Genomic DNA, 21,229 nt, shown 5'->3' with positions numbered 1-21,229 from the left:
GAAACTGATGAATATGCACACGACACCCCAGCGAACATTGGCCGAAACGGCGCTGATCGACGCCTTTGGCGAGCGGCTGTCGCTGCTGCCTGGCGACGGCGCGGTGATGCTGAAGCGCGACGACGCCATCGAGGCGATCAAGAGCGGCCTGCCGACGCGGCGCATCGAATCCTGGCACTATACGGACCTGCGCCGGCTGCTGACCTCGGTGCCGGACTTCGATCCGGCAGCGGTCGCGAAAGCCATTGCGCCGATCGTCGAAGGCTCCTCGGTTTTGCCGGTGCTGAACGGCGTTTCGAGTACGAAACTGCCCGGTATCGAAGGCGTTGCCGTGCAGCGCCTGTCGGAGAAGCTGACCGACGGCAGCATCGCCCCGGGGCTGGATTCCTATGGCAGCGACGACGCCATCGGCGCGCTCAACACTGCCTTTGTCGCCGACGGCTATTTCGTCGACATCGCCGACGGTGCCCAACTGGAAAAGCCGATCGAATTGCAGAATTTGCAGGCCGGTGGACAGACGCATGTACGCCTGGCCGTCCGTGTCGGCGCCGGCGCCAAGGCTGTCGTCGTCGAGCGCCAGGCAGGCGAGGGGGCGGCGCTGGTCAGTTCGGTCAGCCAGCTTGTGCTTGGCGAGGGCGCCGAAGTGACATGGCTCATCGTGCAGGAGCATCCGGATACGGCGACGCACCTTGCCCAGTTCAAGGCGCATCTCGGCAAGAATTCGAAACTGACGCTGTTCGTCATGAATGCCGGCGGCAAGCTGGTGCGCCAGGAGGTCGTTGTGAAGACGACCGGCGAGGGCGCCGAATTCACCTTGCGCGGCATCAATCTGCTCGCCGGCGATACCCATACCGATGTCACTATGGTGCTCGACCACGCCGTACCGCACACAGCCTCGACCGAAGTCATCCGCAATGTGGTGACCGGCAAGGCGCGCGGCGTCTTCCAGGGCCGCATCAACGTCCACCAATATGCGCAGAAGACCAACGCCAAGATGGCCTGCAACACGCTGCTTCTGTCGGACGACGGCGAGTTCTCGACCAAGCCGGAGCTCGAAATCTTCGCCGACGACGTCGTCTGCGGCCATGGCGCGACCGTCACCGAGATCGACCACAGCCATCTGTTCTACCTAATGGCGCGCGGCGTCGACGAGAAGACCGCGCGCGGCTTGCTGGTCAAGGCCTTCGTCGCCGAAGTGATCGAGGAACTGGACGACGAGGCCATCGTCGAGGCGCTGGAAGCACGGCTCGACGATTGGTTTTTGACGCACGGGTAGAGGTGACTGAGGGGTTGGTGCCAACACCCCTCATCCGTCGCCTTCGGCGCCACCTTCTCCCACAAGGGGAGAAGGAGAGGCGCTCTTCCTTCTCCCCTTGTGGGAGAAGGTGGCCGAGCGAAGCTCGGTCGGATGAGGGGTGCTGGACAGAATGAGGCGGTGCCTCGAGAGAGCTTGTAATGGACCAGAAAGTCGAAAACATCCCCTATGACGTCGAGGCGATCCGCCGCGACTTCCCGATCCTGTCGCGGCAAGTCTACGGCAAACCGCTGGTCTATCTCGACAATGGCGCCTCGGCGCAGAAGCCACAGGCGGTGCTCGACGCTATCCAGCACGCCTATTCCCAGGAATATGCCAACGTCCATCGTGGCCTGCATTTCCTGTCGAATGCCGCGACCGACGCCTATGAGAAGGCTCGCGAGACGGTGCGCCGTTTCCTCAATGCGCCGAGCACCGACAACATCGTCTTCACCTCGAATACCACGGCGGCGATCAACACGGTCGCCTATGGTTTCGGCATGCCGAATATCGGCGAAGGCGACGAGATCGTGCTGTCGATCATGGAGCATCATTCCAACATCGTGCCGTGGCATTTCATCCGCGAGCGGCAGGGCGCGAAGCTGGTCTGGGTACCGGTCGACGATCTCGGCGTTTTTCACATCGAGGAATTCGAAAAGCGGCTGACCGATCGGACAAAACTGGTCGCCATAACCCATATGTCGAACGCGCTGGGCACGGTGACGCCGATGAAGGAGATCGTGCGCATCGCGCACGCGCGCGGCATTCCGGTGCTGGTCGACGGCAGCCAGAGCGCCGTGCATATGCCGATCGACGTGCAGGATCTCGACTGCGATTTCTTCGTCTTCACCGGCCACAAGGTCTATGGCCCGTCGGGCATCGGCGTGCTCTATGGCAAGAAGGATATTCTGGAGCGCATGCGCCCGTTCATGGGCGGCGGCGAGATGATCGAGGAGGTGACGCAAGACATCGTCACCTACAACGATCCGCCGCACCGTTTCGAGGCCGGCACGCCGCCGATCGTGCAGGCAATCGGGCTTGGTGCCGCGCTCGAATACATGGAAAAGATCGGCCGCGAGCGCATCGCCGCGCACGAGGCCGATTTGAAGGACTATGCGCATCAAAAACTGCGCGCCATCAACTCGCTGCGCATCTTCGGCGATGCGCCCGGCAAGGGCGCCATCATCTCGTTCGAGCTGCAGGGTATCCATGCCCATGACGTGTCGATGGTCATCGACCGGCAGGGCGTGGCGGTCCGCGCCGGCACGCATTGCGCCCAGCCGCTGTTGAAACGCTTCGGCGTAACATCCACATGCAGGGCGTCGTTCGGCATGTATAATACCAGGGCCGAAGTCGATGCTTTGGCCGATGCGCTGGAAAAAGCGCGAAAATTCTTCGGGTGACGATCATGGATGATGCCAGCCACACCGCCGAGACCAATTCGGAAGCGACGACCAATGCGGCGGTTTCCGGATCGACAATCCCCGCCGACGAATTGGCGCGGCTGACCGACGACATCGTCTCGGCGCTGAAGACGGTCTACGACCCGGAAATCCCGGCCGACATCTACGAGCTCGGCCTGGTCTACAAGATCGACATCGAGGACGACCGCTCGGTCAAGATCGACATGACGCTGACCGCGCCCGGCTGCCCGGTGGCCGGCGAAATGCCGGGTTGGGTCGAAAATGCCGTCGGCGCCGTCGAAGGCGTTTCCGGCGTCGAGGTCAACATGACCTTCGATCCCCCCTGGTCGCCCGACCGCATGTCGGAAGAGGCACAGGTGGCGGTGGGCTGGTATTAGCATCCGACCAGACAGAGGCTGGCGCACTTGCGCCGGGTACAAAACTTCACCATTTTAGGTGAGGAATCATTCGGCAGGCCTTGAACCTGCAAAGAATGGAGAAGGAAAGACATGGGACGCTTCGCCGTCATCACGATGACCGAAAAGGCTGCCGACCGGGTGCGCGAGATCGTCGCGACCCGTGAGAATGCGCATGGCATTCGCCTTGGCATCAAGAAGGGCGGCTGCGCCGGCATGGAATATACGGTCGATCTGGTGACCGAGCCGAACACCAAGGACGACCATATCGAGCGCGATGGCGCCCATGTCTATGTCGCGCCGGAGGCGGCACTTTTCCTGTTCGGCACCGAGATGGATTTCGAGCAGACGACGCTGCGCACCGGTTTCACCTTCCGCAATCCGAACCAGAGCTCGGCCTGCGGCTGCGGCGAATCGGTCGAATTGAAGCCGGCTGATCTGAAGGCACTGGCCGAGGCGCGCGCTTCGGCCTGACGTTTTCGTTCTCCCCGTCACTATACGGGGAGAAGGTGGCCCGAAGGGCCGGATGAGGGGCCGAGCGTTCGCAATGTTTGCGCCGCCCCACATCTGCCTGCCGGCATCTTCTCCCCGTATAGCGACGGGGAGAAGAACGCTAATCCACCCACATCCCCGTTCGCTTGTGCCAGTCTGCGATCGACTCCTCCGGGTAGACATCGAAAACCTTGTCGCCCTTGCCGATGTCGGGCTCGACCCAGTTCGCCTTGTATTTCAGCATCAGATGCACCTTCTCCGGCGGCTTTGGCAGGTCTGTGTCGATCGCCGAGGCGAAGGGGTGCACCAGCTCCGGCCAGGTCGGATCGTAGAGCCAGAGTGCCGTCCCGCATTTCATGCAGAAGTTCCGCTCGCCGGTCGAGGTCTCGCGTTGCGGGTGCTCGTCGTCCTCGATCTCGGCGCGGTAGACGCCGAGATGGCGCTTGCCCTGGATTTTCAGCGTCTCGTAATCGGCGCCGAGATTGATGGCAAAACCGCCGCCGCCCTGCTGCTTGCGGCAGATCGAGCAGTAGCACAGCATGAACGGCACCGGCGTGTGGCTTTCCACCTCGAAACGCACGGCATTGCACCGGCAGGACCCTTTGAGCAGAAGCGGCATGAGAAACTCCGACGAAAGTGATTTGAACTTTGTCAGGATGGCGCCGGTTGCGGCGATGACAAGGGGAAATCCGGGTGACATGATCGCCGCATGGACAACGAGCGCATAGAAGAGCTTTTCGAAGGCCTCGGCCCGGTCAGTATCCGCAAGCTGTTCGGCGGCAGGGGCATCTATTTCGACGGCGTCATCGTCGCCATCGTCATCGGTGGCGAATTGATGCTGAAGGCCGACGCCGAAAGCGCCCCGGAATTCGAAGCGGCCGGCTGCCGGCAATGGACCTATACCGGCTCGCGCCACGGCAAGCTCGTGTCGATGCCCTATTGGAGCGTTCCCGACAGCGCGTTCGACGATCCCGACGAGATGGCGATCTGGGCGCGCCGCGCCTACGAGGCAGGACGGCGCGCCGGCAAATAGGCTGCGTCATGCTTCGGCAATTCCGGGCCGCACTTCATGCCAGGTCCCGCGCCTCGGGCACGAGCGCCAGCGCTTCGGCAAAGCCAGCGCTGGTGAAGGCGGCACTCTCGACGACGAGCATAGCTGCGGCAATGCCTTCGCGCAGTGCCGCGCACAGCGTCAGGCCGCGCAGCAGGGCAGCGATCGTGGCGCCTGCCAATGCGTCGCCGGCGCCGGCAGCATCGGTCCGCTTTTGCAGCGGCGGTGGCGAGATCGAGAACGCGCCCAATTCGTCGAAACCGAGCACTGGTTCGTCGCCGGCGGTGATCACGCCGCTTTTCAGCCCGGCGCGTCTCAGGCCGTCGACGATGCCTTGATCGATTTGGACGCCGGCGAGCATGCCGGCCTCGCGCCGGTTCATGAAGGCCATCGCCAGACGGTCGAGCACCGGCGTCAGCCGCGCCGCTTTGTTGGGCGAGACCGCAAGCGCAAACACCGGCTTGCCGGCGGCGAGTGCCGCCAGCCGCTCCAGCGCGGTCGACGGCAGGTTGGCGTCGCACAGCACCGCGTCGGCCGAACCGATCGCTTCCCGCACCTTGGCACGGCGGATCTGCTTGGGAAGCGCCAGCTCGTAGAGCACCATGTCGGCAAGGCCGGCGATCAGCCCGCCGTCGCTGTCGATCAGCATCGTATGGCTTGGCGTTGCTCGGTCGAGGAACACCGCCGACAGGTCGGCAACGCCGGCCTCGGTGACGGCGCGTAAAACCGTGTCGCCAAGGGCATCGCCGCCGCGCACCGAAAGCAGCGAGGCCGAGACGCCGCGGCGCACCGCACAGCGCAAGGCGTTGAAGACGGCGCCGCCGACATGCTCGCGCATCGTGCCCGGATTAGACGCTGCTGGCACGAAGGCGCCGGCAACCCGGCCGCGCCGCTCGATATAGGCGCCGCCCACGGCCAGGATCGTCGGGGATTTGATCATGCCGTCAAAATGCCCTTTAGCTGTTGCCCGGGGAGACTAGGTCGCCGGGCGGAACCCTGCAATCGCGGGTCCGATTCGGTCGGCAACGGCAACGGCGCCGCATGCGAGGTGAGATACATCCGAAGCAATAATTGCGAAACAAAAATAGAACAAATAGGGATATGCGTTATTTTTCAAACCCTTGGTGCTCATTGACAAATGAGAACAAATGAGGTACATTCTTTTAAGGATTGCGGGATTGTCCGGCCTCCATTGACGACCACGGGGTGATGTATCATGGCTCAGAATTCTTTGCGGCTTGTAGAGGACAAAGCGGTGGACAAATCAAAGGCTCTGGATGCGGCGCTGTCGCAAATCGAGCGTGCCTTCGGCAAGGGCTCGATCATGCGGCTCGGCGCGAACGAGCAGGTCGTCGAGATCGAAACGGTGCCGACCGGCTCGCTTGGGCTGGACATCGCGCTTGGCGTCGGCGGCCTGCCGCGCGGCCGCATCGTCGAGATCTACGGGCCGGAAAGCTCGGGCAAGACGACGCTGGCGCTGCACACGGTGGCCGAAGCCCAGAAGAAGGGCGGCATCTGCGCCTTCGTCGATGCCGAGCACGCGCTCGACCCGGTCTATGCCCGCAAGCTCGGCGTCGATCTCGAAAACCTGCTGATCTCGCAGCCCGATACCGGCGAGCAGGCGCTGGAGATCTGCGACACGCTGGTGCGCTCCGGCGCCATCGACGTGCTGGTGGTCGATTCGGTGGCGGCGTTGACGCCGCGGGCGGAAATCGAAGGCGAGATGGGCGATTCGCTGCCCGGCCTGCAGGCCCGCCTGATGAGCCAGGCACTGCGCAAGCTCACCGCCTCGATCTCGCGCTCCAACACCATGGTCATCTTCATCAACCAGATCCGCATGAAGATCGGCGTCATGTTCGGTTCGCCCGAGACGACGACCGGCGGCAATGCGTTGAAATTCTATGCCTCGGTCCGCCTCGACATCCGCCGCATCGGCTCGGTCAAGGATCGCGACGAGGTCGTCGGCAACCAGACCCGCGTCAAGGTCGTCAAGAACAAGCTGGCGCCGCCCTTCAAGGTGGTCGAGTTCGACATCATGTATGGCGAGGGCGTCTCGAAGACCGGCGAGCTGGTCGATCTCGGCGTCAAGGCGGGCGTGGTCGAAAAGTCGGGCGCCTGGTTCTCCTACAATTCGCAGCGTCTTGGCCAGGGCCGCGAAAACGCAAAACTGTTCCTGCGCGACAATCCCGACACGGCGCGCGAGATCGAGCTGGCGCTACGGCAGAATGCCGGGCTGATCGCTGAGAAATTCCTTGAGAACGGCGGCTCCGAAAGCAGCGATGACGGTTTCGAGGACGACGCTGGGGTGATGTAGGGCAAGCGACGCCTCGCTGAGCCTCAGCCAGGTTTCGATTTGATGTTTTGATTTTGAGTTTGCGTAATCGATGCGTTTCGAACCGCCGGCCCAGGGCCGGCGGTTCGCGTTTGACGGCGAGGCAGACGCATTTCAAGGCGCTGGTGAAAGCCGGGATTTGAGCCCATTTGGTGTTTCTGGACAGGCTGCGGTGCGACCGCTAAAAGGCCATGTCTATTTTCCGCCGGCAGCCGGCGGTTCTCTCGAAAAGGCAGTATTCATGAGTGGCGTCAACGAGATCCGGTCGGCATTTCTCGACTATTTTCGCAAGGAAGGTCACGAGGTCGTCGCGTCAAGCCCGCTGGTGCCGCGCAACGACCCGACGCTGATGTTCACCAATGCCGGCATGGTGCAGTTCAAGAACGTTTTCACCGGTCTGGAGAAGCGGCCGTATTCGCGCGCCACGACCGCCCAGAAGAGTGTTCGCGCCGGCGGCAAGCACAACGACCTCGACAATGTCGGCTACACTGCGCGCCACCTGACCTTCTTCGAGATGCTCGGCAATTTCTCCTTCGGCGACTATTTCAAGGAGCGGGCCATAGAGCTTGCCTGGAACCTGATCACCAGGGAGTTCGGGCTGAAGAAGGACAAGCTGCTGGTCACCGTCTACCACACCGACGACGAGGCGGCTTCGTACTGGAAGAAGATCGCCGGCCTTTCGGACGATCGCATCATCCGCATCGCGACTTCGGACAATTTCTGGGCGATGGGTGACACCGGGCCTTGCGGGCCGTGTTCGGAGATATTCATCGACCGTGGCGAGCATATCTGGGGCGGCCCTCCCGGCAGCCCCGAGGAGGATGGCGACCGTTTCCTCGAATTCTGGAACCTGGTGTTCATGCAGTATGAACAGGTGACGAAGGACGAGCGCGTCGACCTGCCGCGTCCGTCGATCGACACAGGCATGGGTCTCGAGCGCATGGCATCTATCCTGCAAGGGGTTGAAAGCGTCTTCGAAACCGACCTGTTCCGCCACCTGATCGACGCTGCGTCTTCGGCGCTTGGCAAAGGTCCGGATGCGGGCACCGCCGCATCGTTCCGCGTCATCGCCGACCATTTGCGTTCGTCCTGCTTCCTGGTCGCCGACGGCGTGCTGCCGTCCAACGAAGGCCGCGGCTACGTGCTTCGTCGCATCATGCGCCGCGCCATGCGCCACGCGCAGTTGCTCGGCGCCCACGATCCGCTGATGTGGCGCCTGGTGCCGGCGCTGGTCCGCGAGATGGGCCAAGCCTACCCGGAACTGGTGCGCGGCGAACAGATGATCACCGAAACGCTGAAGCTTGAGGAAACTCGTTTCCGCAAGACGCTGGTGCGCGGCTTGGGCTTGCTTTCCGAGGCGACGGAAACGCTGGCCTCCGGCGACATGCTGGATGGCGAGACAGCGTTCAAGCTCTACGACACCTATGGCTTTCCGCTCGATCTGACGCAAGATGCGCTGCGCCAGCGCAACATCTCGGTCAACCTTGCCGGCTTCACCGAGGCGATGGAGCGGCAGAAGGCGGAGGCGCGCAAAAGCTGGGCTGGTTCCGGTGAGGCCGCAACCGAGACGATATGGTTCGCGGTGCGTGAGGAGACCGGCGCCACCGAATTCCTGGGTTATGAGACCGAGCAGGCCGAAGGCCTCGTCCAGGCGCTGGTCAGGGACGGCAAAACCGTCGACAGCGCCGGCAAGGGTGACGCCGTTGCCGTGGTTGTCAACCAGACGCCGTTCTATGGCGAGTCCGGTGGCCAGATGGGCGACACCGGCGTCATTTCGGGCGACGGGTTCTCGATCGAAATATCCGATACCCAGAAGAAGGCCGATGGGCTTTTCGTCCATCTGGGCAAGGTGGCTACCGGCACGGTCAAGACGGGCGCGACCGTCGAGCTGAAGGTGGACCACGCGCGGCGCACCAGGCTGCGCGCGAACCATTCCGCCACGCATCTGATCCATGAGGCGCTGCGCGAGGTGCTGGGTGCCCATGTCGCGCAGAAGGGCTCGCTGGTCGCGCCCGAGCGTCTGCGCTTCGACATTTCGCACAACAAGCCGATCTCGCCTGACGAGCTCGAAGAGGTCGAGCGCATGGCAAACGAGATCGTCGTTCAGAACGGCCCTGTAACCACGCGGCTGATGTCTGTCGACGACGCCATTGCCGAAGGCGCCATGGCGCTGTTTGGCGAGAAATATGGCGATGAAGTGCGCGTCGTTTCGATGGGCACGGGCTTGCATGGCGCCAAGGCCAACCGGCCTTATTCGGTCGAGCTATGCGGCGGCACGCATGTCAGGGCGACCGGCGATATCGGCCTGGTGCGCATCCTGTCCGACAGCGCGGTCGCTGCCGGCGTTCGCCGCATCGAGGCGTTGACCGGCGAGGCGGCCAGAAAGCATCTCGACGAACAGGACAAGCGGCTGAAGGCGGCCGCCGCCGCGCTGAAGATTTCGCCGGCCGATGTGCCGGCCCGCGTCGAGGCGCTGCTCGACGAACGCAAGAAGCTCGAAAAGGAGCTGACAGAGGCGCGCAAGAAGCTGGCGCTGGGCGATCGCTCGCCAGCCGGTGTGCCGGCGGAAAACGAAACCATTGCCGGTGTCGGTTTTCTCGGCAAGGCGGTATCGGGCGTCTCGCCAAAGGATCTTAAGCCGTTGGCCGATGCCGGCAAGAAGTCGCTCGGCTCCGGCATCGTCGTCTTTGTCGGCGCCGGCGCGGACAACAAGGCAAGCGTCGTCGTCGCCGTCACCGATGATCTGACCGGCCGCTTCAGCGCCATCGATCTGGTGCGCGTCGCGTCCGCGGCATTGGGCGGGCAGGGCGGCGGCGGGCGACCCGATATGGCTCAGGCCGGCGGCCCGGACGCCTCGAAGGCCGAAGACGCGATCGCTGCGGTGAAGGCGGCTCTCGAAGCGGCGTGAACCTGCACCGGGGGCGGCACGGCCGAAATGGCGCGTCGCCCAGTGGATCTCTTTGAGGGCCGATATGCCGACGCTGACGATGTATCAGGTCGATGCCTTTGCCGAACGGGCCTTCCAGGGTAACCCTGCCGCCGTTCTCCTTTTAGAGGAATGGCTGTCGGAGCAGGTAATGCAGGCCATCGCCAACGAAAACAATCTTGCTGAAACCGCGTTTGTGCGGCCGAATGGCAAAGGTTGGGATTTGCGCTGGTTCACGCCGGTCCACGAAGTCGACTTCTGCGGCCACGCCACTCTTGCGGCCGCCCATGTGCTGGCTACGGAATACAATGGTCAGGGCGAAATGGCCTTCGCCACCCGGGTCGGCGAGCTGCGGGTTTCCCGGTGGGAAGGGGGCTATCAGCTCGATCTGCCTTGTTTTCCGCCGCAGCCCGTCGAGGAAGAGCTGAACCCGGCGCTGCAAGCGATATTGCCTCAGCGGCCGGTTGCGAGCTTCCGCAATTTCGAGAACCTGTTTGTCGAGCTTGCCGACGAGACAACCGTGCGATCTTTCGTTCCCGATCTGCTCAGGATCGAACGTTTTCATCCTCTCGGCCTGGTTATTACCGCGCCTGGGCGAGCCCACGATTTCGTCTCCCGTTACTTCGTGCCCGGGGCGGGCATTCCCGAGGATCCGGTTACCGGCTCCATTCATGCGACGCTGGTACCTTACTGGGCTGAAAAACTCGGCAAGACGCATCTGTCGGCATTCCAATGCTCGCAGCGCGGCGGGCATTTGCTATGCAAACTGGCCGGAGATCGCGTGCTGATCACAGGCCGTGCGAAGACCTTCATGAAGGCGGAGATCTACCTTCCCGATTGAGCGGCTTGCCAATTCGGTGGCTGCTTCGCCTGAGCCAGGTGTCCAGATCACGGTATGGCGTTTGGGCCGGGCGGCGGCCCGATGGCGCAGGGCAGTGGCCCCAAAGAGGCGGCGCTAGAACGGCATAGCGCTCATCAGAGATGCCTTGATGCCTTCAGGGCACGCGTCATTCGCGTCGAGTCCCCCCAGGTCGACAGCCAAATCAGGCAGTCGGTGGTAACGGAGATCGCTGCGCGCAGGCGGTTCAGCAACGGTCCAGGCGAGGTCAGCTGCTCTTCGGCGTGACGGAGATGGGTAAGCTCTTCTTCGCGGATGGACAGGATGATGCCGTGCAACTCGTGATCGCGTCCGGTGAGAAAGAACAGCTGATCATCGAGATGGCGGTGCACCGCCGCTTCGACAGCTGCGGTGCAGGCCCAGACGCCTTGCGGGCCGAGCAGGGCAGTGAGGAAACCCAGCAGCCAGCCGCCCCAGCTCCAGAATTGCATCACGCGACACGGTCGGGAATTTCGCAGTGGCATGGCTGCATGGAAAGACGCGCAGTGGGTGCGCTCGTGCCCAAGCATCTCCGACAAAGACGGCACGCAGTCCGGCCAGAAACGCTTCGCGACAAGAATCTGTGCCGAATAGATTCTGATCGCGCCGTACTCGCCGGCGTGGTTGACTCTGACTATTCTGGCCACCGTCAGTGCGTCCTGGTGAGAGAGCTTGGCCATGAATGCGCTCGAGAGTTAAGTCAGCCTGCCGGCAACGCTCGCACGCGCCGCAATGCGGGTCCACCAATTCTGGATCTCGGCAAACTCGGCCAGCAGGGCTTGTCCCTCGGCGACCTTGACGAAATAGCCGATGATCGGTGCGGCGTGCAGGTCGGCCAGCGTCAGGTCCGTTCCCAACAGCCAAGGCCCTTCGGCTTTCAGCGAGGAGAGCGCCTGCAATGCCGTTCTTGCTTGCCGCAACCCGTTGGCGATCACTGCTTCGTCGGGCGGCGTTGTTTCCAGCCGCTCGACAGCGACATCCCAGACCATGGTCCTGTAGGCATAGGCGTCGAGCAGGCCGGTGATCTGGTTCATGCGTGCTCGAGGCCGGGCTTCGACCGGTTGCAGCGCCGGGCCGCCAAAGGCTTCGTCGACATAGCGGGCAATTGCGCCGGTCTCGTAGAGGCGAAAGCCGTCATGCTCGAAGGCCGGGATGCGGCCGAACGGCTGGTGCTCGAAATACCAGCCGGGAATGCCGTCCGCGGCAAAGATGTCGACGGGCACGAGCTCGTAGCCGACGCCCTTTTCCTCCAGCACCAGCCGCACGATGCGCACATAGACGCTGTAGTCCGCGCCGTAGACGACGGGCTTGCCCATGCCGGTTGGGCTCAGGCCATCGCTTTCTGCAAATTCTCGTCGATCTTGTCGAGGAAGCCGGTGGTCGAAAGCCATGGCTGGTCGGGGCCGATCAGCAGCGACAGGTCCTTGGTCATGAAGCCGGACTCGACCGTCTGGATGCAGACCCTTTCCAGCGTCTCGGCAAAGCGCCTCAGTTCGGCATTGTCGTCGAGCTTGGCGCGGTGCGCGAGGCCGCGCGTCCAGGCAAAGATCGAGGCGATCGAATTGGTCGAGGTCTCCTCGCCCTTCTGGTGCTGGCGATAGTGGCGGGTGACGGTGCCGTGCGCGGCTTCCGCCTCGACGGTCTTGCCGTCCGGCGTCATCAGCACCGAGGTCATCAGGCCGAGCGAGCCGAAGCCTTGCGCCACCGTGTCGGACTGCACGTCGCCGTCATAATTCTTGCAGGCCCAGACATAGCCACCCGACCATTTCAGGCTGGAGGCCACCATGTCGTCGATCAGCCGGTGCTCGTACCAGAGTTTCTTCGCTTTGAATTCTGCTTCGAACTCCGCCTCGTAGACCTCCTGGAAGATGTCCTTGAAGCGGCCGTCATAGGCTTTGAGGATGGTGTTCTTGGTCGAGAGGTAGACGGGGTAATTACGCAGCAGGCCGTAGTTCAGGGAGGCGCGGGCGAATTCGCGGATCGATTCGTCGAGATTGTACATGGCCATGGCGACGCCGGCGCCGGGTGCGTCGAAGACGTCGTGCTCGATCACCTGGCCGTCCTCGCCGACGAATTTGATCGTCAGCTTGCCCTTGCCGGGGAAGCGGAAGTCGGTGGCGCGGTACTGGTCGCCGAAGGCGTGGCGGCCGACGATGATCGGCTTGGTCCAGCCGGGCACCAGCCGCGGCACGTTCTTCATGATGATCGGCTCGCGAAAGATGGTGCCGCCGAGGATGTTGCGGATGGTGCCGTTCGGCGACTTCCACATCTTCTTCAGCTTGAATTCCTCGACGCGCTGCTCGTCGGGCGTGATCGTCGCGCATTTCACGCCGACGCCGTATTTCTTGATGGCATTGGCCGAATCGATGGTCACCTGGTCGTTGGTGGCGTCGCGGTGCTCGATGCCGAGGTCGTAATATTCGAGCTTGAGGTCGAGATAAGGGTGGATCAGCTTGTCCTTGATGAACTGCCAGATGATGCGGGTCATCTCGTCGCCGTCGAGTTCGACGACCGGGTTCGCCACCTTGATCTTCGCCATGGAAAGAATGCCTCGCTTTTGGGGAACGGAACGGCCTTGCCCGCACGGCTGCCGGCCCTGGGATGCGGCCCGTATATCAAAGGCTTTTTGGCCGCGCAAACGGCGAACCGCGCCGTAGTGCCGGCATTCCTTGCGAAAGCTTCATTTTCGCCGCCAAATGTGGCAGGGGACTGCGAAATGCCGCAAACAGCAGTTCACTGACAACCATGGCCGCTACCCAGGATCCCGCCACCCCTCTTGCCTCCGGAACTCCAGCGTCCGGTCCGGCGATCATCCTGGTCGAGCCGCAGCTCGGCGAGAATATCGGCATGGTTGCGCGCGCCATGGCCAATTTCGGCCTTTCCGAGCTGCGGCTCGTCAATCCGCGCGACGGCTGGCCGAGCGAGAAGGCGCGTGCCGCCGCAAGCCGCGCCGACCACGTCATCGATGCCGTCAAGGTGTTCGATGACCTCGCCTCGGCGGTTGCCGATTTGAACTTCGTCTTCGCCACCACGGCGCGCGCGCGCGACAATTTCAAGCCGGTGCGCGGTCCGGTCGAGGCGGGCAGGGCAATGCGCGCGCGGCAGCGGGCCGGCCAGCGCACCGGCATCCTGTTCGGCCGCGAGCGCTTCGGCCTCTATAATGACGAGGTCGGCCTTGCCGACGAGATCGTCACCTTCCCCGTCGATCCAGCCTTCTCCTCGCTCAACATTGCCCAGGCGGCCCTGCTGATGTCCTATGAATGGATGAAGTCCGGCCTGGAAGACGAGACCAGGACCAACTTCTCCGGCCCCGAAATGCCGCCGGCTGCCAAGGAAGAATTGCACGGCCTGTTTGCGTATCTGGAAGGTGCACTGGAGGCGCGCGGCTATTTCCGCCCGGCAGCGAAGAAGCCGAAGATGGTCGACAATTTGCGCGCTGTGCTGACCCGCCCCGGCTTTGCCGAGCCGGAGCTCAAGGTGCTGCGCGGCATAATATCATCGCTAGACAGGTTCTCGCCGGCCATGCCGCGCGGCGACGGATCGCCTGGCGACGATCCAAGGCGGCTCCCGGCGGCCGCGGCACGCGCTGCGAGGGCGAAAGACAAAGACTAGCCTCGGAACTGCCCATACCTCATCAGTAACCGAATGTTATTTGGTGTGATCCATTGTCTGGAAAACGATGGATCCTTTCGATGTTCAATTCAAATATCGGGCGTCTTCGCTTTTTCTTCTATTCCGCGGCCTTGCTGGTTGCGGAAATCGTGACCTTTGTGCTGTGCGTCGTGGGGACCGTCGGCTTCGAGGGTTTGGCCAATTCGAAACCCGGTCCTTCCAGGGAAGGGCTGGCCGCGGCTGTTCTCGTTACCTCGCTGGTGATCGTTCTGTTCCGCGCGAATTTCGCCTGGCGTCGAAGCCGCGACGCGCAAGGGTCGGGTTGGATCCTTTGGTCGTATATCGTGTTCTCGACGCTGTTTGCGATCCTGCAGGCCGGCACTGTTCTTGTCGTAAAATTCGACGGCGAAGATTCGCATTCCGGCCTTAACCTGCTGGGATTAGCTCTTGTCGGGCTGTGGGCCGTCATCTTGGCGGGCAAGCAGGCGGGCGGTGGCTCTGCGGATATGGCGTCATCCCTGAGTTTCGACGATTTCGACCCGCCCGGGCCGCTGCGCGGCGCCGCCGCGCTCCATTCAGCGTCAGCCGCCGGCGCGACGGCCCTGGCTCCAGCCTACGCCACGCGGGCCGCGCCGGTGCCGTCGAACCACCCTGCATCTCAACCTGCATCTCCGGCGAACGGCCGGCCGCGGCCCGGCGGCTTCGGCAAGCGCGGCCTTGTGTGACCGGCTCGCCGCATCAAGGCCATGATGGTTCCACATAGAAGCGGCCGGGATAAAGCATCATTGGCCGAAGCAGAAAGCATGGGCCGGGCCTTCCCTCGTGATCTCGTTTGTGATTCCCAGCCCTTAGTGATTCCCAGCCCTTAGTGACTCAATGACAATGACCGATCCATCGAGCGCCCGTCCGATCCTGATGTTCGATTCCGGCATTGGCGGCCTCACCGTGCTGCGTGAGGCGCGCGTGCTGATGCCTGACCGCCGCTTCATCTATGTCGCCGACGACGCGGCGTTCCCCTTCGGCGGCTGGGAGGAACCGGCGCTGAGAACACATATCCTGGAGTTGTTCGCCAGGCTGCTCGACCGGTTTTCGCCGGCCATTTCGGTCATCGCCTGCAACACCGCCTCGACACTGGTCATCGATGCCTTGCGCGAGCGGTTTCCCGGCCACCCTTTCGTCGGCACCGTGCCGGCCATTAAGCCGGCGGCGGAACGCACGCGCTCGGGCCTGGTTTCGGTGCTGGCGACGCCCGGCACCGTCAAGCGCCAGTACACGCGCGACCTGATCAGCAAATGGGCGCAGAAATGCCACGTCCGCCTGGTCGGCAGCGACAGGCTGGCTGCATTGGCCGAAGCCTATATGCGCGATGGTTTTGTCGACGAGGACGCCGTGCGCGCCGAGATCGCGCCGTGCTTCGTCGAGCATGACGGGCTGCGCACCGACATCGTCGTGCTTGCCTGCACCCATTATCCGTTTTTGGCCAACCGCATGCGCAAGACAGCACCGTGGCCGGTCGACTGGCTCGACCCGGCCGAGGCGATCGCACGCCGGGCGCTGTCGCTGCTTGCCGATACCGAGGCCCGCTATCGCAGAGAGGCACTGCCGGAAGGCGCCGACCTTGCATTCTTCACCTCGAACAGCGCCGATTTTCCGACGCGCCGGCTGATGCAGGGATTTGGCCTGGCGATATCCTGATCGCAGGCAATTTTCGCTTTGGGAACATCACACCGGACAATGCGTTTTCCTCTCATTGGAAACGGGAGAAACCATCATGCCAGCCACCTCAAAAGCCCAGCAGAAAGCGGCCGGCGCGGCATTGTCAGCCAAGCGCGGCGAGACCAAGAAGGGCGCGCTCAAAGGCGCGTCGAAGGGAATGTATAAATCCATGAGCGAAAAACAGCTCGAGGAATTCGCCGAGACCAAGCGCAAGGGCCTGCCGGAAAAGAAGTCGAAACACTGATCGACTGGCCATTCTGACGGCGGATGCCGGTCAATAAAAGGCCCGCGGCTGAGCCGCGGGCCATGAAGTCTCAACGGGCGAGGACGAAAATTACCAGTTCCAGCCCCACCCGCAGCGCCGCACTTTGTAGCGGATCACCTTGCGATGACCGTGGCGCCACACCACCTTCTTCTTGACCACGATGCGGCAGACCTGGTGATGCCTGTGCCCATGCCAATGCCGGGCCTGCGCCGGCTCGGGCGCGATCGCCATCGTGCCGGCCATCACCGCGGCGCCTACCAACGTAAGGAAGAACTTCTTCATGCGAATTCCAGCTCCTCTGATTTCAGTCCCTTCCTGATGCCGCTGGCGCAACCTCCCGCCACATCCGGCACGTTCTACAACCGTAACACTATCCGGTTCGGCGATTCGCGCCAGCCGGAAGCTTGACAGCGGTTAAATCTCCGTTTAACCAGCCCACCAACACCGGGCCGCAATGCCCGGTGGTTTTCTTTATGTGTGCAAGACGTTTGGGAAGCCGGTTTACTTTCCCTATGTCTTGTTTGAAATGACGTGTCCCGTGGGTTTTCCGTCGCGTTGCGTGGAAAACCCTGTCAGGTCTCGAAAACTGAGGCCAGAGGAGGGCGCGTTTCCTTCACCCGGACCATGAGGTTCCGGGTGTGTTGTTTTGAAAGGGAATGCGATGAGCAAGCGCGAATCCGCGAAGTACAAGATCGACCGCCGTCTTGGCGAAAACATCTGGGGCCGCCCGAAGTCCCCGGTCAACAAGCGTGAATACGGCCCCGGCCAGCATGGCCAGCGCCGCAAGGGCAAGCTTTCCGATTTCGGCCTGCAGCTGCGCGCCAAGCAGAAGCTGAAGGGCCACTATGGCGACGTGTCGGAAAAGCAGTTCCGCAAGGTCTATGAAGAGGCGGACCGCCGCAAGGGCGACACCTCGGAGAACCTGATCGGCCTGCTCGAATCGCGCCTCGACGCGGTCGTCTACCGCGCCAAGTTCGTGCCGACCATCTTTGCGGCGCGCCAGTTCGTCAATCACGGCCACGTCAACGTCAACGGCAAGCGCGTCAACATCGGCTCGTACCGCTGCAAGCCGGGCGATGTCATCGAAGTGCGCGAGAAGTCGAAGCAGCTGGTCATCGTGCTGGAATCGGTGGGCCTGGCCGAGCGCGACGTGCCCGATTACATCGAGGCCGATCACAACAAGATGACCGCGGCCTTCACGCGCATCCCCGGCCTGGCGGACGTTCCGTTTGCCGTGCAGATGGAACCGAACCTGGTCGTCGAGTTCTATTCGCGCTGATCGGCGCGTTCGTCGCGATACAATCGAAGGCCGCCCGTCGAGGCGGCCTTTCTTTTTTCGTTCCTTTTCCGCGGCGTGATTCCGAAATCGATTTCGGTTTTCGGTCCGATGCGCTACTGCGGGCGGCAACAGGATCTTGGGGCGGACGCGCCATGAATATGCTGCCAGACGCCGAAACACTCGAACCGGTCGCCGACACCGAAGGCGGCTTTCATCCGCTGTTTGCCGATGTGCCGTCCTCCGTCGAGTTCAACAAGCTGCGCAAGCGGCTGTTGCGGCTTGCCCGCCAGGCGATCGACGATTTCGCCATGGTGAGGCCCGGCGACCGTTGGCTGATCGCTCTGTCGGGCGGCAAGGATTCCTACGGCCTGCTTGCCGTGCTGCTCGATCTCAAATGGCGCGGGCTGCTGCCGGTCGAGCTGTTGGCCTGCAATCTCGACCAGGGCCAGCCGAACTTTCCCAAGCACATATTGCCCGACTATCTCGACAGCCATGCCATTCCGCATCGCATCGAATATCAGGACACCTATTCGGTGGTCACCGACAAGCTGGCCGAGGGCAGCACCTATTGCTCGCTGTGCTCGCGGCTACGGCGCGGCCATCTCTATCGCATTGCCCGCGAGGAGGGCTGCTCGGCGCTGGTGCTCGGTCATCACCGCGAGGACATACTGGAAACCTTCTTCATGAACCTGTTCCATGGCGGACGCCTCGCCGCCATGCCGCCGAAGCTGCTCAATGACGAAGGCGATGTCATGGTGCTGCGGCCGCTCGCCTATTGTGCGGAAGCGGATCTCGAGAAATTCGCCGGCGCCATGAAATTCCCGATCATTCCGTGCGATCTGTGCGGTAGCCAGGAAGGCCTGCAGCGCAACGCCATGAAGGCGATGCTCGACGACATCGAGAAGCGCATGCCCGGCCGCAAGGACACGATGATCCGCGCCATGACCAATGTGCGGCGTTCGCATCTGCTCGACAGGAAGCTGTTCGATTTCGCCGCCCTCAACGAAACCCTCACCACCAGGCGTCCCGATGACATTTGACGATAGCGCGATCGACTGGCTTGCAGACCTTCTGTCGGAAGCCGCCGTCGCCGAGATCATGCCGCGCTTTCGCCGGTTGAGCGAGGGCGACGTCCGTCGCAAGACCTCGGCCGCCGATCTCGTCACCGAGGCCGACGTCAATGCCGAACGGCTCATCACCGCCAGGCTGCGCCAGCGTTATCCCCACGCAATGATCGTCGGCGAGGAGGCCTGCTCCGACGACCCGACGCTGCTCGACGGTCTCGGCGATGCCGAACTCGCCTTCGTCATCGACCCGGTCGACGGCACCTTCAACTTCGCCTCCGGCGTGCCGCTTTTCGGCGTCATGCTTGGCGTCGTGATCAAGGGCGAGACGGTCGCCGGCATCATTCACGATCCCGTCGGCAAGGATTGGCTGATCGGCGTTAGTGGCGCCAGCAGCCATATCCGCCATGCCCATGGCAATCTGGAAAAGGTCCATGTCGCCAAACCGGCGCCGATGTCGGAAATGACCGGTGCGGTCTCATGGCACTACGTGCCCGAGCCGGACCGCTCACGTTTGGCGCGCAACCAGACCAAGTCGCTATCGCAGTTCAATTATCGCTGCGCCGCCCACGAATACCGCCTGCTGGCCAGCGGCCACGGCCATTTCGTCGTCTACAACAAGCTGATGCCCTGGGATCACCTGATCCATGCGGAGGCGGGCGGCCATGCCGCGCGCTTCGACGGCAGCGCCTATCTGCCGTCGCATGTCGGAGGTGGCCTGCTGGTCGCGCCAGACCGGGAGAGCTGGCGGGAGCTGCGCCGCGAGCTCTGGGCGGAATAACTCTTCGCTGCCAAAGTTGTCCAATCCTGTGCGAAACCGGAGACCTCGAATGAAACCTCGGTCCGCAATTGTTGCAACGGCCTTTGCCCTTGCCTTGGTTGCCGGTGTCAATGAAGCAAGCGCTGGGGAACGCGCATGTCGCAGTCCCGACTCCGTCGACACCATAGACGAGATGTTCTCCGCGATCTTCGCCTGTTGGAAGCCGCCGCCCGGAACCGCGGGCATGACCCTGACGCTGCAGTTCTCAATTCGCCGAAACGGCACGCTTATCGGCAAGCCGCGCGCCACTTACTCCCATCTAGGGGACGATGGTCCGCTCAATCGGGCCTTCGTGGCTTCCGTCCTCGAGGCGCTCGACAAGGCTCTTCCACTGCCCGTTTCGGACAGTATGGGTGGAGCAATCGCAGGACGTACGCTGTTCCCCCGCTTCACCGCGGTCAGTGAGGGTGCATCCTAGGCGCACGCGCAATGTGCATTAAACCGGCGGGTTATGCGGCTGGAACAGTCTGCCGCGCTCGGCCAGCAGGATCATCAGCAGCGCCGCCACCGACACGCTGCAGAACCCGGCGGCCAGCGGCGTCACCGTGCCGTTGAAGGCTTGGCCGATCAGCGTACCGAGAATGCCGCCAAGAAATGTCTGCATGAACCCAAGGATCGACGACGCAGTGCCGGCCAGGTGCCCCAGCGGCTCCATGGCGAGCGCGTTGAAGTTCGCGCCGAGCGCGCCGAACGGGACCATGGCGCAGGCAAAGAAGGTAATGAAGAGCCAGAGCGGCATCTTTATTTCGATGGAAACGACCAGCCAGGCAAGGCTGATGGCCAGAAACAGCAGCAGCGCGCTTTGCGACAGACGGCGCATGCCGATGCGGCCGACGAGGCGCGAGTTGAGGTAGTTCGAAAAAGCAAGTACGCCGGCAACCCCCGCGAAGATGACGGGGAACATCTCGCCGACATTGAACACGCTGACATAGATTTGCTGGGCCGAGGCGATGAAGCCGAACATGGCGCCGAAGATGAAGGTGCTGGCAAAGGCGTAGCAGAGCGCGATGCGGTTGGTGAGAACGATGCGGAAGCCGCCGATGATGGAGGACAGCGTCAGCGGCCGGCGATATTCGGGGTGTAGTGTCTCGGGCAGGCGCAGCAGCGACCAGGCGGACACGATCAGCGCGCCGGCTGCCATGGTGACGAAGATCACATGCCAGGTCGCAAACAGCATGATGAACTGGCCGATACCGGGCGCCACCACCGGAATGGCCATGAACACCATGAAGATCAAGGACATGACTTCGGCCATGCGCCTTCCGTCGAACGTATCGCGCACGATCGAGACGGCAATGACGCGCGTCGCCGCCGCGCCGATGCCTTGCACCGCCCGGCATAGCAGAAGCGTGGCGAATGACGGGGCGATTGCCGCAGCGCCGGCCGCCAGGACGTAGATCACCAGCCCTGCGACAAGCGGCGCGCGGCGCCCGAAGCGGTCCGAGATCGGCCCGAAGAACAGCTGTCCGCCGCCAAAGCCAAGGATATAGGCGGTGACAACATATTGCCGGTGGTTTTCATTTTCGATGCCAAGCGAAGCGCCGATCTGCTGCAGCGCCGGCAAAATAATGTCGATTGCCAGCGAATTGAGCGCCATCAGCGCCGCGCACAGCGCAATGAATTCCCAGCGCGGAATGGGCAAGGTGCTTGCCTTTTGCTGCGCTTGTGCTTGCTGATCCAAG

The 21,229-nt window shown here is 62.8% G+C and carries 23 protein-coding genes; 16 read left to right on the top strand and 7 right to left on the bottom strand.

The window, feature by feature from the left end; all coding sequences use genetic code 11:
* The first annotated feature begins 7 nt into the window (after positions 1 to 7).
* From sufD to sufA, 4 genes are all read left to right on the top strand, one after another.
* Positions 8 to 1,276, top strand: a complete 1,269-nt coding sequence (sufD, locus tag NKH99_RS21195) for a Fe-S cluster assembly protein SufD (RefSeq protein ID WP_352926423.1) — start codon at positions 8 to 10, stop codon at positions 1,274 to 1,276.
* 179 nt (positions 1,277 to 1,455) lie between these two features.
* Entirely contained in the window at positions 1,456 to 2,697 is a 1,242-nt protein-coding gene (locus NKH99_RS21190) for a cysteine desulfurase (protein WP_352926426.1), read from the top strand.
* A 5-nt stretch (positions 2,698 to 2,702) separates the two neighbouring features.
* Positions 2,703 to 3,095, top strand: a complete 393-nt coding sequence (locus NKH99_RS21185; RefSeq protein WP_352474719.1) for an SUF system Fe-S cluster assembly protein — start codon at positions 2,703 to 2,705, stop codon at positions 3,093 to 3,095.
* 111 nt (positions 3,096 to 3,206) lie between these two features.
* The gene (gene sufA, locus NKH99_RS21180; RefSeq protein WP_006206001.1) at positions 3,207 to 3,587 is read left to right on the top strand and encodes a Fe-S cluster assembly scaffold SufA; all 381 of its coding nucleotides are present in this window, start codon (positions 3,207 to 3,209) and stop codon (positions 3,585 to 3,587) included.
* 139 nt (positions 3,588 to 3,726) lie between these two features.
* Here the strand turns inward: sufA and NKH99_RS21175 are convergent, their stop codons facing one another.
* Positions 3,727 to 4,224: a GFA family protein gene (locus NKH99_RS21175; RefSeq protein WP_352772789.1), complete on the bottom strand. Its 498-nt coding sequence runs from the start codon at positions 4,222 to 4,224 to the stop codon at positions 3,727 to 3,729.
* 90 nt (positions 4,225 to 4,314) lie between these two features.
* Between NKH99_RS21175 and NKH99_RS21170 the strand changes: the two genes are divergently transcribed.
* Positions 4,315 to 4,638 carry a TfoX/Sxy family protein gene (locus NKH99_RS21170; RefSeq protein ID WP_352996300.1) on the top strand — a complete coding sequence of 108 codons (324 nt, stop codon included), beginning with the start codon at positions 4,315 to 4,317 and terminating at the stop codon, positions 4,636 to 4,638.
* A 34-nt stretch (positions 4,639 to 4,672) separates the two neighbouring features.
* Here NKH99_RS21170 and NKH99_RS21165 read toward each other — a convergent pair whose 3' ends face one another.
* On the bottom strand, positions 4,673 to 5,596 hold the full coding sequence (locus NKH99_RS21165; protein ID WP_353015356.1) for a PfkB family carbohydrate kinase: 924 nt from the start codon (positions 5,594 to 5,596) through the stop codon (positions 4,673 to 4,675).
* 276 nt (positions 5,597 to 5,872) lie between these two features.
* On the opposite strand from NKH99_RS21165, the gene recA reads away from it, so the two are divergent.
* From recA to NKH99_RS21150, 3 genes are all read left to right on the top strand, one after another.
* Positions 5,873 to 6,970 carry a recombinase RecA gene (gene recA, locus NKH99_RS21160; protein ID WP_023674696.1) on the top strand — a complete coding sequence of 366 codons (1,098 nt, stop codon included), beginning with the start codon at positions 5,873 to 5,875 and terminating at the stop codon, positions 6,968 to 6,970.
* A 259-nt stretch (positions 6,971 to 7,229) separates the two neighbouring features.
* Positions 7,230 to 9,896 (top strand): alanine--tRNA ligase, encoded by a 2,667-nt coding sequence (gene alaS / locus NKH99_RS21155; RefSeq protein ID WP_353015410.1) that lies wholly within the window; start codon positions 7,230 to 7,232, stop codon positions 9,894 to 9,896.
* Between the two features lie 64 nt (positions 9,897 to 9,960).
* Positions 9,961 to 10,755, top strand: a complete 795-nt coding sequence (locus NKH99_RS21150; RefSeq protein WP_353015353.1) for a PhzF family phenazine biosynthesis protein — start codon at positions 9,961 to 9,963, stop codon at positions 10,753 to 10,755.
* A gap of 134 nt (positions 10,756 to 10,889) precedes the next feature.
* Here the strand turns inward: NKH99_RS21150 and NKH99_RS21145 are convergent, their stop codons facing one another.
* From NKH99_RS21145 to NKH99_RS21135, 3 genes are read right to left on the bottom strand one after another with little or no spacing between them, the layout of a single operon-like run.
* Positions 10,890 to 11,471 (bottom strand): demethoxyubiquinone hydroxylase family protein, encoded by a 582-nt coding sequence (locus NKH99_RS21145; protein WP_353015350.1) that lies wholly within the window; start codon positions 11,469 to 11,471, stop codon positions 10,890 to 10,892.
* Between the two features lie 15 nt (positions 11,472 to 11,486).
* Positions 11,487 to 12,107 carry a glutathione S-transferase family protein gene (locus NKH99_RS21140; protein ID WP_352614106.1) on the bottom strand — a complete coding sequence of 207 codons (621 nt, stop codon included), beginning with the start codon at positions 12,105 to 12,107 and terminating at the stop codon, positions 11,487 to 11,489.
* Positions 12,108 to 12,118: 11 nt separating this feature from the next.
* The gene (locus NKH99_RS21135) at positions 12,119 to 13,330 is read right to left on the bottom strand and encodes an NADP-dependent isocitrate dehydrogenase (protein WP_292659842.1); all 1,212 of its coding nucleotides are present in this window, start codon (positions 13,328 to 13,330) and stop codon (positions 12,119 to 12,121) included.
* 206 nt (positions 13,331 to 13,536) lie between these two features.
* On the opposite strand from NKH99_RS21135, the gene NKH99_RS21130 reads away from it, so the two are divergent.
* The 4 genes from NKH99_RS21130 to NKH99_RS21115 all read left to right on the top strand — a co-directional run bounded on the left by NKH99_RS21130 (position 13,537) and on the right by NKH99_RS21115 (position 16,363).
* Entirely contained in the window at positions 13,537 to 14,403 is an 867-nt protein-coding gene (locus NKH99_RS21130) for an RNA methyltransferase (protein WP_353015347.1), read from the top strand.
* Positions 14,404 to 14,483: 80 nt separating this feature from the next.
* Positions 14,484 to 15,128, top strand: coding sequence for a DUF805 domain-containing protein (locus NKH99_RS21125; protein WP_353015344.1), 645 nt, complete (start codon positions 14,484 to 14,486; stop codon positions 15,126 to 15,128).
* 157 nt (positions 15,129 to 15,285) lie between these two features.
* Positions 15,286 to 16,098, top strand: a complete 813-nt coding sequence (murI, locus tag NKH99_RS21120; protein ID WP_352474637.1) for a glutamate racemase — start codon at positions 15,286 to 15,288, stop codon at positions 16,096 to 16,098.
* Positions 16,099 to 16,174: 76 nt separating this feature from the next.
* Positions 16,175 to 16,363 (top strand): DUF3008 family protein, encoded by a 189-nt coding sequence (locus NKH99_RS21115; protein WP_023674705.1) that lies wholly within the window; start codon positions 16,175 to 16,177, stop codon positions 16,361 to 16,363.
* Positions 16,364 to 16,453: 90 nt separating this feature from the next.
* Here the strand turns inward: NKH99_RS21115 and NKH99_RS21110 are convergent, their stop codons facing one another.
* Entirely contained in the window at positions 16,454 to 16,666 is a 213-nt protein-coding gene (locus tag NKH99_RS21110) for a hypothetical protein (protein WP_353015341.1), read from the bottom strand.
* Between the two features lie 379 nt (positions 16,667 to 17,045).
* On the opposite strand from NKH99_RS21110, the gene rpsD reads away from it, so the two are divergent.
* The 4 genes from rpsD (at position 17,046) to NKH99_RS21090 (ending at position 19,965) form a co-directional block, all read left to right on the top strand.
* Complete coding sequence (gene rpsD, locus NKH99_RS21105; RefSeq protein ID WP_023717376.1) at positions 17,046 to 17,663, top strand: 30S ribosomal protein S4; 618 nt, start codon at positions 17,046 to 17,048, stop codon at positions 17,661 to 17,663.
* 152 nt (positions 17,664 to 17,815) lie between these two features.
* Positions 17,816 to 18,703, top strand: a complete 888-nt coding sequence (gene ttcA / locus NKH99_RS21100; RefSeq protein ID WP_352738028.1) for a tRNA 2-thiocytidine(32) synthetase TtcA — start codon at positions 17,816 to 17,818, stop codon at positions 18,701 to 18,703.
* Positions 18,693 to 19,508, top strand: a complete 816-nt coding sequence (locus NKH99_RS21095) for an inositol monophosphatase family protein (protein WP_353015338.1) — start codon at positions 18,693 to 18,695, stop codon at positions 19,506 to 19,508. Before ttcA ends, NKH99_RS21095 begins: the two co-directional genes overlap by 11 nt.
* Before the next feature lie 49 nt (positions 19,509 to 19,557).
* Positions 19,558 to 19,965, top strand: a complete 408-nt coding sequence (locus NKH99_RS21090) for a UCP034077 family protein (RefSeq protein ID WP_352501584.1) — start codon at positions 19,558 to 19,560, stop codon at positions 19,963 to 19,965.
* 18 nt (positions 19,966 to 19,983) lie between these two features.
* Here NKH99_RS21090 and NKH99_RS21085 read toward each other — a convergent pair whose 3' ends face one another.
* Positions 19,984 to 21,183 (bottom strand): multidrug effflux MFS transporter, encoded by a 1,200-nt coding sequence (locus NKH99_RS21085; RefSeq protein WP_502893744.1) that lies wholly within the window; start codon positions 21,181 to 21,183, stop codon positions 19,984 to 19,986.
* Between the last annotated feature and the right edge of the window lie 46 nt (positions 21,184 to 21,229).

This window comes from Mesorhizobium sp. M0854 (genome assembly GCF_040319815.1).
GTDB lineage: Bacteria > Pseudomonadota > Alphaproteobacteria > Rhizobiales > Rhizobiaceae > Mesorhizobium.
The sequence above is the reverse complement of the archived record's forward strand: the minus strand, read 5'-3'. Positions and strand labels throughout refer to the sequence as shown.